This window comes from Neobacillus terrae (genome assembly GCF_011393025.1).
GTDB lineage: Bacteria > Bacillota > Bacilli > Bacillales > Cytobacillaceae > Neobacillus_A > Neobacillus_A terrae.
This window is the reverse complement of the sequence record NZ_JAAOEO010000018.1, coordinates 36,974-53,216: the sequence shown is the minus strand read 5'-3', so window position 1 is coordinate 53,216 and position 16,243 is coordinate 36,974. Positions and strand designations below refer to the sequence as shown.

The following is a 16,243-nucleotide window of genomic DNA, read 5'->3' as shown; positions in this document are numbered from 1 at the left end:
CTATATCTACATTACCCTAAATGATAACAAAATATTTTTCATAGAATACTAGATATCCGGGAGGCTATTTTCATGATAATCGAAGCAGAGAAAATAAAAGATTTTTCGAATAAATGTTTTACTAAACTTGGCATGCCGGAGAATGAAGCAGAGATTATTACTGAGGCACTTATGGAGGCTGACTTAAGAGAAATTCACAGCCATGGTTTTATGAGGCTTCCCATTTATGTGGAACGCATGCAAAAAGGACTTATTGAAACCAAAGCTAATATTTCTTATGAAACAGACAACGGCGCACTGGCCCTAATGGATGCAGGGTACTCTTCAGGGCAGGTTGCAGGATATTTGGCAATGGAAAAGGCGATTGAAAAGGCCGAGGAGTCAGGTGTAGGGCTTGTAGCTGTAAAAAACAGCAACCACTTTGGAATCACAGCATTTTATTCCTTAATGGCTGCCAAAAAAGACATGATCGGCATTGTATTAAGCAATGTAGTTCCTTTAATGCCTGCCATTGGGGGTGCAGAAAAAGTAATCGGAAATAACCCAATTTCAATTGCAGCTCCAACACGGACTGAGTTTCCAATTGTAGCAGACATGGCGATGAGTAATACATCCTTTGGAAAAGTACTTTATGCGAAGGAAAAAAGAGAAGCTATTCCTGAAGGTTGGGGAGTAAATGCAAAAGGGCTGCCTACAACAAAACCTGATGAGGTTATAAACGGAGGATTCCTATCATCAGTTGGCGGCCCGAAGGGATTTGGCCTTGCATTAATGATCGAGATCCTGACCGGAGTTCTAACAGGAGGGGCTTTTTCCAAAATGATTCCTTCTATGTATGATGTGAATCAAAAACAATCCATCTCTCACTTTATGCTTGCCATCGATATTAAAAAGCTTATTCCTTTGGAACTTTACTATGAAAATATCAACCAGCTGGTTTCTTTTATAAAAAATTCTAAAAAAGCTCAGGGAGTCTCAGAAATTTACCTTCCTGGTGAAATTGAATTCCTTAAAGAGAAAAGAAACAAAGAAAAAGGAATCCATATAGAAGAGGATACCCTGGCAAGTTTAAATAAAATGGCAGAACAGTTAGGCTTAAGTGGTCTGGCCCCGAGCGAAGTCACACGTTTATAGATGGTATTTTTAAAGGAGGAAAAAGTATGGGCACCGAGCAAACACTTGAAGCAAATCAGCTAATATTAAAGCAAAAATTAAAAGTAATCGACACAGACGTCCATCATGAACTTTCGTCTCTCCATGATCTGGTTCCTTATTTATCGGATCATTGGAAGCGCTATATTACTGATTATGAATGGAAGCCAATTAAAACCACGCCTTTCCATCAGGTAAGGCAGGGGACAAAGCACAGGAATGATGCGTTCCCGGAAGCTGGTCCTCCAGGCTCAAGCTTTGAACTTTTACAAAAACAATTGCTTGATGAAAATGATATGACCTACGCCGTCCTCGGCGGATGGTTTCATGAATGTACAGTTGCGACAGGTTGGTTCGAGTTTGCTGCGGCAAGGGCATCTGCTTACAACGATTACACTATTGAAAAATTCCTGAACCGGGATAAGAGATTGTTAGGATCAATCACTATCCCTCGTGATCCAGTGGCAGCGGTAAGAGAGATTGAAAGAGTAGGCTCACACCCGCAAATGGTACAAGTCATGTTGTCCGTTGGCAACTTTGCCTGGGGGGATCCTTACTACCATCCAATTTTTGAAGCAGCGAACCGAATGGGTCTTGCAATCGGAATGCACCTGTCCGCAGATATATCTGTTTCAGGAGGTGATTTTCTCCGATATTATGTCGCCTGGCGTTCTGCCCACCCGCAGGCTTATATGACACAAGTCATCAGTTTAATTACAAACGGAGTGTTTGATAAATTCCCGAACTTAAAGGTTGGTTTTATTGAAGGTGGGTTTGAATGGGTGCCATTTATGATGAACCGGATGGATTCAGCTTATAAAGCGCTCAGACAGGAAACTCCATGGGTAAAACGGATGCCAAGCGATTATTTCAGAGACAATATGAAATTCAGTACTCAGCCATGGAATGATATTTCTTCTGAGCATTTCTTATCAATTGTGGACATGATGGGTTCTGAGGATATGCTTATGTTCTCCAGTGATTATCCTCACTGGGATTTTGATTCGCCAAAGCGCACATTGCCACCAAAAATTCCTCAGAGCTTAAAGGAAAAAATCCTTTATAATAATGCAGCTGATTTGTATAAGCTTTAAAACCAAAGGAAGGAGAGACAGTAGATGAAGCATCCAGTTTGTATGGAAGAAGAATTACAGTCAGGAGAAATGAAATCCTTAAAAATTGATCGCATACCAGTTGTGGTTATCCGTTCAAAGGAGGGTGAATTATTTGCCCTTCGGGATGTATGCCCCCATAAAGGACCAGCCCTATCAGATGGATCTCTTGACGGAACATGTACGGCAAATGAACCGGGTGAATATAACTTTGTAAAAGACGGAGAGATATTAAAATGCCCTTGGCACAGCTGGGAATTTGATATTAGGACTGGATGTTCTTTATTTGATCCTCACAATGTGCGTGTTAAAACATATGAAGTAACAGAGGAAGATGGAAAAGTTTTTGTTCATTTATAAACTTTTATTCTTGCATGAAAGACAGGAAAGGAGTGAGCGGGTTGAGAAAACTCGATAACAAGGTTGCACTTATTACCGGTTCAGCAGGGGGGCTTGGAAGAGAAATCGCCGTTGGATTGGCAAAAGAAGGAGCCATTATTGTACTGAATGATGTAAATGAAACATTGGTAGCACAAACGGCCGAGGAGTTAAAGGAAAAATTCGAAGTGGACTACGTTATCGGAGATGTATCTAAAAAGTCCGATGCATTGGCTATGGTAGACCAAGTAGTAAAGAGATTTGGAAAAATTGATATCCTGGTTAATAATGCCGGTGGAAGTTTACATACCCCCCGAGTTCTTGAAGATATCGAAGAGGAAGATTGGGACAAGGTCCTTAACGTAAACTTAAAGGGAACTTTCTTGCTCTCACAGATCGCAGTTAAATATATGAAGGAAAATGGCGGTGGGAAAATAATTAATATGTCTTCCATTGGAGGGAGAACCTCAAGCCTTGTTACTGGAGTTGCTTATGCTGCAGCTAAAGGAGGTGTTATTTCCTTCAGCAGACGACTTGCCAGTGAAGTTGGGCCATTTGGAATTAACGTAAATATTATTGCACCTGGCCTCATCATCAGCGGCGAACGCATGCACAAATTATTCTATGAAGAAAACTCCCAAGAACAGCAGGAGCGTGTAATCAATGAAATCCCTTCAAGGACGCTTGGCGAAAAAGAAGATATAGCAAACGCAGCCGTGTTTTTAGCTTCCGACGAATCAAAATATATGAATGGTGCCGTTTTGGATGTTAACGGAGGAAGATTTATGGGTTAATCTTTGGCCATCAGGAAAGGAGTAAAAAATGAAAATATTTGATTTAACCATGCCGATTTTTGAGGGAATGCCTCAGCACTCCGCACATGGCAAAACCCCTTTCTTTTTGCCGGGAACCCGGACACACGAAGCCTGGCGTACCTTTAACCGGACAAATCATTATGATGAACATGATCTGGTTTCGTTTCAAAATGAAAATATTATTATTTGCGGTCATACAGGAACACATATGGATTCATGCTTTCATGGAGACCCGCACTCAGAATATACCATCGATAAAATGCCAGTGGAATGTGGATATGGGGATGCAGTATGGCTGGATGTATCGTTCCGTTACGGGCCTAAGGAACTCGTAACCGCCAAAGACCTTAGAGAAGCAGAAGCGAAATCTGGTACAACGGTACGGCCTGGAGATATTGTCCTTATCCATACAGGATGGTCTATTAATAAGGATCCATACCAATACTCGTTTAATCATATGGGGTTATCGATTGATGCGGGTGAATGGCTACGCGAAAAGAAAGTAAAGACTATAGGAATTGATAACTGTAATGTGGACGCACCGGGCGCTTTGAATCTTCCAGTCCATATGAACTTTTTAAGACCTACATCCTTAGGGTTAAAGGGCGATGATTTTATTGCCATTATTGAAAATCTGGTTAATATTAATCTAATACCTAAATCCCGGTTTATTTTTTCCGGGGCACCTATTCCATATTTGGGAGCTACAGGCGGACAGGTTCGGGCATTAGCCATTGTAAGTTAATTCAATACAAGGGGAATTTTAGAAAGAACAAAGGGGATGAATTAAATGTCAAAGCTGACAAATTTTTTTACCGAATTGATGAGAAAGTATCTTCCGGATCCATTCGTATTTGCTATTGGTTTGACACTGTTGACTGTATTATTAGCTGTTCTTGTTGAGGGCCAAGGGGTAATGGCTGCAGCAGTCAGCTGGGGGGACGGTTTTTGGAATTTGCTTGCTTTCACAACTCAGATTGCAGTTATGCTAGCTATGGGATATGTAATTGCTAGCGCTCCACTAGTCAACAAATTACTGGACAAACTGGTAAATATGGTCCATAAGCCCAGAACTGCAATTATTGTTGCAACATTGGTTGGGGGAATTGGAAGCTGGTTAAACTGGGCTTTCGGACTTGTCATTGGTGGTATCGTAGCAAAAAAATTAGGTTCAAAAGTTAAAGGGGTACATTATCCGCTTATTATTGCTGCTGCTTATAGCGGTTTCACACTTTATGGTTTGGGATTATCAGCAAGTATTCCTGTATTAATTTCAACACCGGGTCATCCGATGGAAAAAGTAATGGGAGTCATTCCTCTTTCTAAAACGATTTTCACTACACCTATGCTTATCACAAGCCTTATTACGATTATTACTCTCCCTTTGCTTAATGCACTTCTACATCCTAAAAACAAAAAAGATGTTATTGAACATGATCCAAGTTTAGAACTTGCTGGCCAGGAAATTGCTGCTTCTGTTGAGGCAGTACATGAACCCGTTACATTTGCTTCTAAATTAAACAACAGCTGGATTTTAAGTTTTTTAATTGGCATTATGGGTGTCGCTTATATCGTTAACCACTTTGTTAAGGGCGGTACACTTGACTTTAATACAATCAACTTTATTATTCTTTTCGGTGGTATCCTTCTTTTAGGAACTCCTTCAAACTATGTAAAACAGTTGAACGAAGGGATTAAAACGATTTCTGGAATTTTGCTTCAATATCCGTTCTATGCTGGTATTATGGCGATCATGGCTGCATCCGGCCTGGTAGACACTATTTCCAAGGGATTCGTAAACCTTGCTGACGCTCATACTTTGCCACTTTGGGGACTATTGAGCTCTTATGTTATTAACTTCTTTGCTCCATCCGGTGGTGGCCATTGGGTAGTACAAGGTCCATTCATGATTGAAGCTGCACATAAACTTGGAGCTTCACTCAGCCAAACGTCCATGTCCGTTATGTTGGGTAACGCTTGGAATGATCTGATCCAGCCTTTCTGGATTTTGCCAGTCCTAGCCATTTCAAAATTAAAGCTGAAAGATGTAATGGGATATCTTGTTATCATCATGGTTTGGATAGGTATCCTTTATAGTGCTTCAGTATTAATTTGGGGATATCTTGGTTAGTCCTTAAAAAATACTATATTAAATAAATATTAAGCTGGTTATAGAGTAAAAGTTTCACTCTGAACCAGCTTTTATATTTGTTTGAGAATATTTGCATTTTTCCATATGCCCTTTTCAAATCAATATTTCAGTTATTTCTCTTTTCGGGAAACCTAAAAATAGGTTAAGACTCATATACTCAAGATTTAAACTTCCCTATAAATTTCTGCAAATAAGGAAAAACCAAGGGTTTAATTTGCTGGTAGGAGTTATAACAGGAATCTATAGTTTCCATAAGTAATTCATAATCCACCTGGTTAAGCACTTTTTCTATTTCATTCTGGGGCTGGCTTCTATGATTTCTGCCTCCCAAAAGCCAATCATTGCCTTGATTCCTTTGCCGCGAAACAGGTCTTTGCTGCCATCTGAAGTCCTTGCGTTCAGAATGGTTTGACTCAAAATCTTCCTCTTGATTATCCTCTTGGAACCTTCTGCCTCCGAACAAAAATTTAGCCATCGGATCGATATGCCTTTCTGTCTTTTCTTCATTTTCCCCAATAGACATCTTATTCACCCCGTATAAAAACATCTCTATAAACAAGTTATGATTATTTTTATTTTCAGGTTGGACTTTTGTAACGCTTTTCAACTAGTATTTTCAATTGCTGAAAACGTACTTATAAAGGCTTGATAGTTGACGAACATTACAGCATATTATATCCTTTAACAAATGATGTTAGAAAACCTTACATGAGGTGGTTCGATTGAAAAAAATAGATGCCATTATTAGACCAGAAAGACTTACGGAGACAATTAAAGATTTAAAGAAAATAGGAATTACAGGTTTTACTGTATCCCAGGTAGTTGGGAGAGGAAAACAGAAGGATACACAGGGAGTATATCGCGGGAAAAATTATCAGGTAACACTTCATCCAAAGGTTAAATTGGAAATTATTCTTTCTGATTATATGGTTGAGCCAACCATCAAAACGATTTTTAATGCCGCTCAGACAGGCGAGGACGGAGACGGCAAAATTTATGTTTATCCAATATTGGAGGCATATAACATTCGAACAGGGCAGCCGGATTTTGATATTGACGATTTAGCGAATCAGGAGGATTGACAGCATGAAACTAGAGTTTTTAAATACAATTTGGGTCGTTTTGGCTGCTGCAATGATTCTATTTATGGAGGGCGGATTTAGTTTATTAGAAGCCGGATTTGTGAGAACCAAAAATGCCGTTAATGTAATTATGAAAATTTTTGTTGATTTAACGGTTGGGGCGTTAGCTTTTTGGATGATTGGTTTTGCCGTAATGTTCGGTAAAGATGCGTTTGGCATGGTAGGGACAACTTTATTTGGCCATCCTGAATCAATAGTACTTTCCCTTCAGCTGCCGAGTGCAGCCTTTGTATTATTCCAGATGGGATTTGCGGTAGCATGCATTTCCATTGTTTCAGGAGCGGTTGCGGAACGGATGAATTTTAAAGCATATGTAGTAACTGCTGTTTTGATTTGTATAATAATTTATCCTCTTTCTGGACACTGGATTTGGAATGAACATGGCTGGCTCGCGAAGCTTGGAATGAAGGACTTTGCCGGATCTGCTGCCATTCATGCACTTGGAGGGTTTACTGCCTTTTCGATGGCAAAGCTGTTGGGCCCGCGTAAGGGAAGATTTAATTCGGATGGAAGTGCGAATGTATTTGCACCGAGTAATATACCACTTGCCTCAGCTGGTGCGTTTATTCTCTGGTTTGGCTGGTTTGCCTTTAATGCAGGAAGCACCCTTGATGCTTCCAATTCTTCCTTGGCATCTATAGCTATAAATACAATGCTTGCCGGTGCAGCGGGAGGAACCTCTGCTTTATTTTTAACAATGAAGAAATTTGGCAAAGCGGATCCAAGTATGACTATCAACGGTGTGTTATCCGGACTTGTGTCAGTTACAGCAGGTTGTGCTTTTGTTTCCCAATGGAGTGCGATTGCAATCGGGGTAATCAGTGGCCTGATTGTCATATACGCTACCTTGTTAGTAGATAATTTAAAAGTTGATGATCCCGTGGGTGCAGTAGCAGTTCATGGATTCAATGGGGTTTTTGGTACCGTAGCTGTAGGACTTTTCGATAAATCAGAAGGCCTTTTAACTACAGGAAATGGGCATCTTTTATATATCCAATTATTAGGTGCAGCGGTAGTAATCATTTGGGGATTACTTGGAGGATCATTTATGGCCAAGGTTTGTGAGATGACTGTCGGTTTCCGTGCCAGTGCCCGGGAAGAAGACGAAGGTTTGGATATGTCTTACCACGGGATTCCAGCATATAATGAATTAGAACGATTTACCGATCTCCCAACAAGCTTATATAATTTTGAAGAAACTACTGGCATTACAGTTGCAACGCCAAAAGAAAAAGTCAGAAGAGATTTTTGATATTCCAGCACCTCATGAATGGGGTGCTTTTTATTTAGTCCGCTCGTAAGCGATATCAATACCTGGTCAAAAATAATTGCACCCTTTTTTAAAAGGTGTTACTATTTTATTAACTAAAATTAAGCCTTCTAGGGTTGTTACTGGTGAAGCAGGCAAAACCTAAATTGCAATGTCTAATTTTCGACGTGCAATTTAGGTTTTTTTAGTTTCGGAATACCCTAATAAAGGGATTGTTACTGGTCAGTCAAGCAAAACCTAAGTCAACTAACAGCTTCTTTGTGATGTATTGATTTGGTTTTTTACTTAGGTAATGGCCATACCCAAGTAAAAGAATCTGCCGAAACATCAAAAATGAATAGCATCAAAGCAGAAGGCTATGATTTAATCACTCCTGTTAATATTACAAATACAGATAACTACGAATCAATTTCTCCTGTTAAAAAGGGAAAGGTAAACACAAGTGAAGCTTTTCTTACTTTACAGGCATAATGCTTATTTCCAGAGAGGGCATCTGTCCCACCTGTAAATAGATAGAACTTACAATAGGAGGAATTACAAATGGTACAATCTAAAAAAAGATTCCCTGAAGGTTTTTTATGGGGAGGAGCAACGGCTGCTAACCAAATAGAAGGCGGTTTCCACGAGGGTAATAAAGGCTTAAATATAGCAGATGTACTGCCAGGTGGAAAACAGCGTCTAAAAATCATTCAGGAGCCTGGCTTCAATTTTGAAATCGATCCAAATAAATACTACCCAAACCATGAAGGAATTGACTTCTATCACCGTTACAAAGAGGATATTGCTCTTTTTAAGGAAATGGGATTTAAAGTATTCCGTATGTCAATCGCCTGGACTCGTATCTTCCCGAACGGAAATGAATTGGAAGCGAATGGAGAAGGCCTCGCTTTTTATGACCGGGTATTTGATGAGCTTATTAGACAAGGCATTGAGCCGGTTGTTACCATTTCTCACTATGAAATGCCTGTAACACTTGTTAAAGAATATGGCGGCTGGAGAAGCCGAGAAGTAGTTACCTTCTTTGGAAGATATGTAAATGCCATATTCAATCGTTATAAGGATAAGGTTAAGTACTGGATGACCTTTAACGAAATTAACAGCGGTTTAGTAATGCCGATCATGGGTCTTGGTTTCTCTATTCATAAAGAAGAGGACCGTTACCAGTCAACTTTCCAGGCATTCCACCATCAATTTGTGGCGAGTGCCATTGCTGTTAAGGCATGCCACAAAATCATTCCTGATGCCAAAATCGGCTGCATGCTTCTCTATGCTCCTGTTTATTCTTGGGATTCAAACCCGGAAAATGTGATGTATGCCCTTGAAGAAGAGCGTTTCTTTAACCATTTCTGCGGTGATGTACAGGTCCGCGGGGAGTATCCACGGTTTATTAATCGATATTTTAAAGACCATAATATCGAGCTTCAAATCGAGGAAGGCGACCTTGAACTATTAAAGGAAGGAACAGTAGATTACATCGGGTTCAGCTATTATATGTCACGTACCGAGAAAATGGTAATAAGAGATGAGGAAAGCAGCCAGGGCAACTTGATTGGCGGAGTACGAAATCCGTTCCTAAAAGCAAGTGATTGGGGCTGGGAAGTAGACCCAATCGGCTTGAGAATTACCTTAAATAAACTTTATGATCGTTATCAGGTTCCTCTTTTTGTGGTAGAAAATGGCTTAGGTGCTTATGATAAGGTTGAAGAAGACGGTTCTATCAATGACGAATACCGTATTGAATATCTGCGAGAGCATATCCGTGAAATGGGAGAGGCCATTGAGGATGGTGTTGAACTGATGGGTTACACACCTTGGGGCTGTATCGACCTTGTATCTGCTTCATCAGGTGAGTATTCTAAACGTTATGGCTTCATTTATGTAGACAAGCACGACGATGGCAGCGGAACCATGGAACGCAGCCGCAAGAATTCCTTCTACTGGTACAAGGAAGTAATCGAAACAAATGGTGAAAACCTTTAATTAAAGAAATTGCCGGTATCTATGAAAGATACCGGCTTTTATTTTCTAAAAAAACCTTTTTCCCTGTGATATAAGATGAGAGTAATCATCAAAGTGACCGAAGCAATCCATATGGCATTATCCCCGATATAAGTGGTTGAAAAGGTTCCTATCAAAGCTCCGCATAAAAAAGAACCAATAATCGTTACAAAATCTATGAATTGCTTTCTCGCTTCGTCATCATTTTCTATAAATGCTGAATAGGCTGCTTTGGCAGCGGTCCTTAAATTACCCGTTGCCATTGTTGAATTATAAGCCCATTTATCAATTTTATTAAAAGTGGAAATTTGTAAAGAGGAAACAAATGAAATACTTACAGTAACGATGATATCTGGTACACTTTCCGGCATAAAGCCAACCGCAATGAGAATGACACATTCTAATATAAGAATAGAACGCCTATAGCTATACAATAATTCTCTAATATGAGGAATCTTTACAATTTCGGATACAAAAACACCTGCAATAAAAGCAGCTACAGGAGGGATATAAAGTATCGATTGTTTCCATTCTCCCTCTGCAGCATTTACTGCAAGGAGCACCAAATTTGCCGTTTGTGCATTGGCAAACACTCCATCACGGCTAACGAAAGTGTAAGCATCTAAAAAGCCTCCAACAATAGCTAATAAAATCCCCAAATAAATGGAGTTCGAAGATAATGAGGGCAGCTTCTTATATTTTTCTTCCATACTTAAATCTCCTCGGGAATTTTTATACTTTAGTTATTTGCTTATAAAGTAATAACAAAACGAGGATTTTTTAAAAAAAGAGTTGTGAAAATTGCGACATATTCAAACACCTACTTCCAGTGTTTACATAGTTTTCCTGATTTTATAAAATAAACCTATAAGATCATTCGTTCGGACACTTTCCACTTATGATTTTATAAGACTTAAGAAAGGAAAAGGTCTAAATGAATGACGATTTTTCAATTTCACAAAACGATTAAACTTCGGCTTGCAGAGTCCTTTATTAGCTCCACTGTTAGCGGGATGGTATTTCCTTTTATGGCTATCTATTTATCTCATTATTTTGGTACTAAAACCGCAGGACTCCTATTGCTTGTCAATGTGTTTGTCGGTATTGGGATGAGCTTTCTTGGAGGTTATTTTTCCGATCAATTTGGCAGGAAGAAAACCATTGCGCTTGCCGAAACTCTCCGATTCCTGGCCTTTTTTATTATGATGTTATCCAACTCGCCATTGTTTACTTCTCCACTGATTACCTTTTTCATGACAATCATAAATAGTGTCTGCTGGGGACTGGCAGGACCGGCAAACCAGGCAATGCTCATTGACGTTAGCAAACCAGAGGAACGGAAACTTATGTACACGATTATGTACTGGACGAACAATTTATCGATCGCAACAGGAGGCATCGCAGGCGGATTTCTGTTTAAGCATTACTTGTTTGAACTATTGCTTGCTCTATCCGTTGCAGCTCTTATCGCCTGGGTTCTAATTGTTTTTTTCATTGATGAAAGTCTTGCACCAAAACTGCAAATGGCAAAATCAGCCGCTGCCCATACCAAAACGATGCTGAAAAGCTACAGGGAAGTTTTCAAGGACCGTACCTTTATCCTGTTTGTTTTAGCCGGACTTCTTGTTCTATCTATGGAATTTCAGCTTACAAGCTACATCAGTATTCGTCTTGCGGATGAAATGCCTTTACAGCAAATAATGAACTGGACATTTGGCGGAATTGAAATGCTCGGCTTCTTGCGAACAGAAAACACCATTCTTGTTGTCGTAATGGCCCTGATCGCAACACGAATAGTTGAGAAATTCAAAGACAGTAGTACACTTATTTTCAGCAGTATCGTTTTTGTTGCAGGTTATGCTATCATTTCTTACTCAAATAACATCTGGTTGTTGTTCTTCGCGATGCTTGCCGCTACAGTAGCTGAGGTCCTGCGCGTACCGGTGCAGCAGAATTATCTTGCTAATATGCCACCAGCAGAAGCAAGAAGCTCTTATATGGCCGTGCAAGGTTTAACCTACAATATGTCATCACTTATCTGCTCCATAACTGTAACTATCAGCGCTTTCATGTCCAGTTTTGCAACCACTATTTTCATCACATCATTCGGCATCATCGGTGTTCTGCTATACTATCGCATCATGCCAGAGCTTGATGCAAGAAAACAAGTAGAGGAACCCATTCATTCGGTAGCTGAACAGGTTTGACTATATTGAAAAAGTCTTATTGACCGGAACCTCTCTCAAAGCGAAAAGAGTGCGATAAATTAGGGGCATACCGTTCAGAATCAACTATTGAATTAAAAACGATCGATAACGATAATCCTTATTGACCGCACTATATGAGAATTGGCGACAAGGCAATGGCTTAAAAACAAGAAAAGCTATTGTAATCCAAATCGGTTGATATAAATTAGACTTTTATCAACCTATACATTTTAAATATTATGTACTAATAAAAAAGATCCAGTCTTTTTATATTCCTAAGCTCTCAGGTCGGAATTAGACACAGAGTTTTCCACGATAAAAAAACAAAAATTCCATTTTACAAAAAGTCCGGCCAATCCTTATGGGGCCGGCCTTTTTTATAACCATCCAGACCGAACAAACTGGTAAAAAAGAATTAATTTAAAATTTTTTAATTTAACCAATTGCAGAATTCCTATTGGTATGGTAGGATTAATTTCATCAACTGAATAACACTTATCCAGAGCGGCTGAGGGATCTGGCCCAATGATGCCCGGCAACCTGTTAAACAAGGTGCCAATTCCAGCAAAATGTTGATCATTTTGGGAGATAAGGTGGACGTAAAAAATCACCTCTCCAAGCCAGGAGAGGTTTTGTTATTAGAAAAACTTGACATTCGCCAAGCTCTTTTGGCGTATGCCTTAATTTTACTTATCACGCTCAAAACGGCACATCCTGTGCCTTTCGCCTGAATAGGACTTCCTGTCCGTCGTGCGTTCAGAATTTATGGATACAAATTATGATTAGCTAAAAGGAGGCGAACCCATTTGAAGGCGGAGGAGTGGGAGGAAATCATCCCTCATCTTGAACAAATGCTTGCTACTTTAAAATTCGGATCAATCACTTTGATTGTTCAGGACGGTAAAATCATTCAAATTGAAAAAAATGAAAAGGTTCGTCTTCAACAGAATAAACGCTGACTAGACAAACTAGAGGCGGTCTTCCCCTTATTGATTAAGGGAGTAAGACTGCCTTTTTTTAGACAGAATCAATTTCGGAGGTTATAGAAATGGAAAATATCGTTGATATTCAAGAAATTACAAATCAATTTTCACTGGATGACGGGGCAAAGGGGGCTCTCAATGTATTAAAGTGGGCCTACAGCCACTATCCGGAAGATAAGATTGTTTATGCTTCAAGCTTTGGCGCAGAAGCGATTGTTTTGATAGATCTTATACAGCAGGTTAAACCGGACGCTCATATTGTTTTTCTCGATACAGATCTTCATTTTCCTGAAACCTATGATGTTATTGAAAAAATCCAGCAGAGGTTCCCATCGCTTCGCATTGAAAAAAAGAAGCCGGAGTTGACCCTTGATGAGCAGAGAGAACAATATGGTTCTGCTTTATGGAAAAGGGATCCTGGTCTATGCTGCCAAATCAGAAAGGTAATTCCTTTGCGGGAAACTCTGACCTCAAAGGAAGCATGGATTTCAGGATTGAGAAGAGAGCAATCTCCAACAAGAGCTAATACAGATTTCTTAAATAAAGATGAAAAGTTCCAAAATATCAAGGTTTGTCCTTTAATTCATTGGACTTGGGATGAAGTGTGGGAGTACATCAGAGAAAAAGACCTTCCTTACAATGCCCTGCATGATCAAAATTATCCAAGCATCGGCTGCTTCCCATGTACACAGGCCGTTAGCGGTAATGGTGATTCTCGTGAAGGAAGATGGGCAGGAAGCAGCAAGACAGAGTGTGGCCTGCACACTCGTTAAGGAGGACATTCATGCTCACAATATTGGCAATCATAATTGGTTTGTTTTTTGCTTTTAATATAGGTGCAAGCGGTGCCGCTGCTTCAATGGGTATTTCTTATGGTGCTGGCGTTATTAAAAACCGCCAGATAGCACTTTTTCTTTGCGCGATCGCTGTCTTCCTTGGAGCATGGCTTGGCGGAGGAGAAGTAGTGAAAACCATTGGGAGCGGTATTGTTCCAAGCTCCACCTTTACAAATGCCATAGCGCTAATCGTTTTAACATCTGCTGCGATATCTCTGTTTCTGGCCAATCTTTTCGGTATTCCTTTATCAACTAGCGAAGTGGCAGTCGGATCCGTTATAGGTGCAGGAATTGTATATCAGTCTGTTTTTGTTGGAAAAATTGCCTGGATCGCGATGTTCTGGCTATTGACTCCATTTGCTGCTTTCCTTATTGCGATTCTTGCGGCGTTTGTTTTGGAAAGAAAGTGGATCAAAAAATGGGTGACTTCACCCAAAGCCGGTCCTTTTCTTGCGGTTTTAGTTGTTTGCATGGGACTGTTTGAGGCTTTTTCAGCAGGAATGAACAACGTGGCAAATGCCGTAGGTCCGTTAGTGGCAGCAGGGTTAATGACCACGAATAGCGGTATTCTGTGGGGTGGATTATTCGTTGCTCTCGGAGCCGCATTCTTAGGTCATAGAGTCCTTGAAACAAACGGTAAAAAAATTACATCACTAAGGCTTGAAGAGGGAAGCATTATTTCCGGAATCGGGGCGACAATCGTAACCACAGCATCCGTATTTGGCATTCCAGTGCCCCTTACTCAAATCACTACTTCATCCATTATTGGCATAGGCTTTGCCAAACATGGAAAGAGCGTGTTGAAAAAAGATATCGTTGTTAAGCTTTTGACCGTCTGGATTGTTTCACCAGTATTATCCATGGTCATTTCCTATACATTAATCCAGCTTTTGATTGAACATAACATATATCCGATTGTTGCGATGGTGGGCGTGTTGATTTCAGTATTTGGAGTCATCTTCCTGATAAAGAAAACCGCTGCAACCTCCGTATCGGAAAAAAATCAAACAAAAGAACTAAATTTGCTGAGAAAGGTTGATTGAAATGTCATTTTTACCAAAACCACATGGGGGAAAGTTAATTGATGCTTATAACCCTAACTATGATCTTGCATCTGTAAAAAAAGAAATTGAGATTGATAATATCGCACTAAGCGATCTGGAATTAATAGGCGTCGGGTTATTCAGCCCGCTTAGAGGATTCCTTGGAAAAGAAGACTATGAATCTGTTGTAAGCTCAATGAGACTTGCTGATGGCACTATCTGGTCCATACCAGTTACACTTCCTATTTCACAAGAAATTGCTGAAGAATTACAGGAGGGCGAAGAAATTAAACTTGTCCATAATGGTGAAGCTTATGGGGTTATCAAAGTATCCAGCTGGTATGAGCCAGACCTTGAAAAAGAAGCGATTGAAGTCTATAAAACTAACGAATTGGCACATCCAGGTGTTAAGCGTCTTTTTGAAAGAGGCCCTGTATATGTAGCAGGTGAAGTTATTCTTGTGAAAAAGCCTGAAAAAGGAGTATTCGGAGACGTTTGGTTTGAGCCGAAAGATACACGTGCTCTTTTTGAAGGTAAGGGATGGAAAACAGTCGTTGGATTCCAGACTAGGAATCCAATTCACAGAGCTCACGAGTATATCCAAAAAGCAGCTCTTGAAACTGTAGACGGCTTGTTTGTTAATCCGCTAGTTGGGGAAACCAAGTCAGATGATATTTCTGCAGACGTTCGTCTGAAAAGCTACCGTGTTCTTTTAGAAAATTACTATCCGCAAGACCGCGTCCAGCTTGGTGTATACCCAGCAGCCATGAGATATGCAGGTCCACGCGAAGCCATTTTCCATGCAATTGCCCGTAAGAATTTCGGATGCACTCACTTTATAGTTGGACGTGACCATGCAGGTGTAGGCAACTATTACGGCACATATGATGCTCAGCATATCTTCAGTAATTTTACAGAAGAAGAGCTGGGCATAAAGCCATTATTTTTCGAACACAGCTTTTACTGCAAAAAATGCGAAGGTATGGCTTCTGATAAGACCTGCCCGCACAGCAAAGAAGACCGCGTGATTCTTTCTGGAACAAAGGTAAGAGAAATGCTTCGTGCAGGTCAGCTTCCGCCATCCACCTTCAGCCGGAAGGAAGTAGTTGAAGTATTGATCGAAGGCATGAAAGAAGAGGCAAGGGTCTAGGAGGA

17 protein-coding genes and 1 riboswitch are annotated in these 16,243 nt (G+C 40.1%); of the genes, 15 read left to right on the top strand and 2 right to left on the bottom strand.

Translation table 11 applies throughout. The features are described 5' to 3' along the window. Nucleotides 1-72 precede the first annotated feature (72 nt). Genes G8761_RS20200 through G8761_RS20175 form a run of 6 tightly spaced genes read left to right on the top strand, consistent with a single transcriptional unit; the run spans nt 73 to nt 5,588 of the window. The gene (locus G8761_RS20200; RefSeq protein ID WP_166029778.1) at nt 73-1,134 is read left to right on the top strand and encodes an Ldh family oxidoreductase; all 1,062 of its coding nucleotides are present in this window, start codon (nt 73-75) and stop codon (nt 1,132-1,134) included. Nucleotides 1,135-1,160: 26 nt separating this feature from the next. Next, nucleotides 1,161-2,246, top strand: a complete 1,086-nt coding sequence (locus tag G8761_RS20195) for an amidohydrolase family protein (protein WP_166029777.1) — start codon at nt 1,161-1,163, stop codon at nt 2,244-2,246. Between the two features lie 24 nt (nt 2,247-2,270). Further along, on the top strand, nt 2,271-2,624 hold the full coding sequence (locus G8761_RS20190; protein WP_166029776.1) for a Rieske (2Fe-2S) protein: 354 nt from the start codon (nt 2,271-2,273) through the stop codon (nt 2,622-2,624). Nucleotides 2,625-2,665: 41 nt separating this feature from the next. Next, on the top strand, nt 2,666-3,436 hold the full coding sequence (locus tag G8761_RS20185; RefSeq protein WP_166029775.1) for an SDR family NAD(P)-dependent oxidoreductase: 771 nt from the start codon (nt 2,666-2,668) through the stop codon (nt 3,434-3,436). 28 nt (nt 3,437-3,464) lie between these two features. Beyond that, complete coding sequence (locus G8761_RS20180; protein ID WP_166029774.1) at nt 3,465-4,202, top strand: cyclase family protein; 738 nt, start codon at nt 3,465-3,467, stop codon at nt 4,200-4,202. Between the two features lie 45 nt (nt 4,203-4,247). Then, the gene (locus G8761_RS20175) at nt 4,248-5,588 is read left to right on the top strand and encodes a short-chain fatty acid transporter (RefSeq protein ID WP_166029773.1); all 1,341 of its coding nucleotides are present in this window, start codon (nt 4,248-4,250) and stop codon (nt 5,586-5,588) included. A 178-nt stretch (nt 5,589-5,766) separates the two neighbouring features. Here G8761_RS20175 and G8761_RS20170 read toward each other — a convergent pair whose 3' ends face one another. Next, nucleotides 5,767-6,132, bottom strand: coding sequence for a hypothetical protein (locus G8761_RS20170; protein ID WP_166029772.1), 366 nt, complete (start codon nt 6,130-6,132; stop codon nt 5,767-5,769). Nucleotides 6,133-6,331: 199 nt separating this feature from the next. Here G8761_RS20170 and G8761_RS20165 point away from each other — a divergent pair, with 199 nt between their 5' ends. The 4 genes from G8761_RS20165 to G8761_RS20150 all read left to right on the top strand — a co-directional run bounded on the left by G8761_RS20165 (nt 6,332) and on the right by G8761_RS20150 (nt 10,001). Further along, nucleotides 6,332-6,691 carry a P-II family nitrogen regulator gene (locus G8761_RS20165; RefSeq protein WP_166029771.1) on the top strand — a complete coding sequence of 120 codons (360 nt, stop codon included), beginning with the start codon at nt 6,332-6,334 and terminating at the stop codon, nt 6,689-6,691. Nucleotides 6,692-6,695: 4 nt separating this feature from the next. Next, the gene (locus tag G8761_RS20160; protein ID WP_166029770.1) at nt 6,696-8,003 is read left to right on the top strand and encodes an ammonium transporter; all 1,308 of its coding nucleotides are present in this window, start codon (nt 6,696-6,698) and stop codon (nt 8,001-8,003) included. Between the two features lie 291 nt (nt 8,004-8,294). Further along, the gene (locus G8761_RS20155; protein ID WP_166029718.1) at nt 8,295-8,492 is read left to right on the top strand and encodes a hypothetical protein; all 198 of its coding nucleotides are present in this window, start codon (nt 8,295-8,297) and stop codon (nt 8,490-8,492) included. Nucleotides 8,493-8,561: 69 nt separating this feature from the next. Next, on the top strand, nt 8,562-10,001 hold the full coding sequence (locus tag G8761_RS20150) for a glycoside hydrolase family 1 protein (RefSeq protein ID WP_166029769.1): 1,440 nt from the start codon (nt 8,562-8,564) through the stop codon (nt 9,999-10,001). 38 nt (nt 10,002-10,039) lie between these two features. Here the strand turns inward: G8761_RS20150 and G8761_RS20145 are convergent, their stop codons facing one another. Further along, complete coding sequence (locus tag G8761_RS20145; protein ID WP_166029768.1) at nt 10,040-10,729, bottom strand: YoaK family protein; 690 nt, start codon at nt 10,727-10,729, stop codon at nt 10,040-10,042. Between the two features lie 228 nt (nt 10,730-10,957). Here G8761_RS20145 and G8761_RS20140 point away from each other — a divergent pair, with 228 nt between their 5' ends. The 5 genes from G8761_RS20140 to sat all read left to right on the top strand — a co-directional run bounded on the left by G8761_RS20140 (nt 10,958) and on the right by sat (nt 16,238). After that, on the top strand, nt 10,958-12,226 hold the full coding sequence (locus G8761_RS20140) for an MDR family MFS transporter (protein WP_166029767.1): 1,269 nt from the start codon (nt 10,958-10,960) through the stop codon (nt 12,224-12,226). A 492-nt stretch (nt 12,227-12,718) separates the two neighbouring features. Beyond that, nucleotides 12,719-12,821: riboswitch (SAM riboswitch) on the top strand. A gap of 256 nt (nt 12,822-13,077) precedes the next feature. Beyond that, nucleotides 13,078-13,185, top strand: a complete 108-nt coding sequence (locus tag G8761_RS20135; RefSeq protein ID WP_081679927.1) for a YezD family protein — start codon at nt 13,078-13,080, stop codon at nt 13,183-13,185. Between the two features lie 89 nt (nt 13,186-13,274). Then, nucleotides 13,275-13,982, top strand: a complete 708-nt coding sequence (locus G8761_RS20130; protein ID WP_166029766.1) for a phosphoadenylyl-sulfate reductase — start codon at nt 13,275-13,277, stop codon at nt 13,980-13,982. 11 nt (nt 13,983-13,993) lie between these two features. Next, a complete protein-coding gene (locus tag G8761_RS20125) occupies nt 13,994-15,088 on the top strand; it encodes an inorganic phosphate transporter (protein WP_166029765.1) in 1,095 nt (364 codons plus the stop codon). Nucleotide 15,089: 1 nt separating this feature from the next. After that, nucleotides 15,090-16,238, top strand: a complete 1,149-nt coding sequence (gene sat, locus G8761_RS20120) for a sulfate adenylyltransferase (protein ID WP_166029764.1) — start codon at nt 15,090-15,092, stop codon at nt 16,236-16,238. Nucleotides 16,239-16,243: the final 5 nt, after the last annotated feature.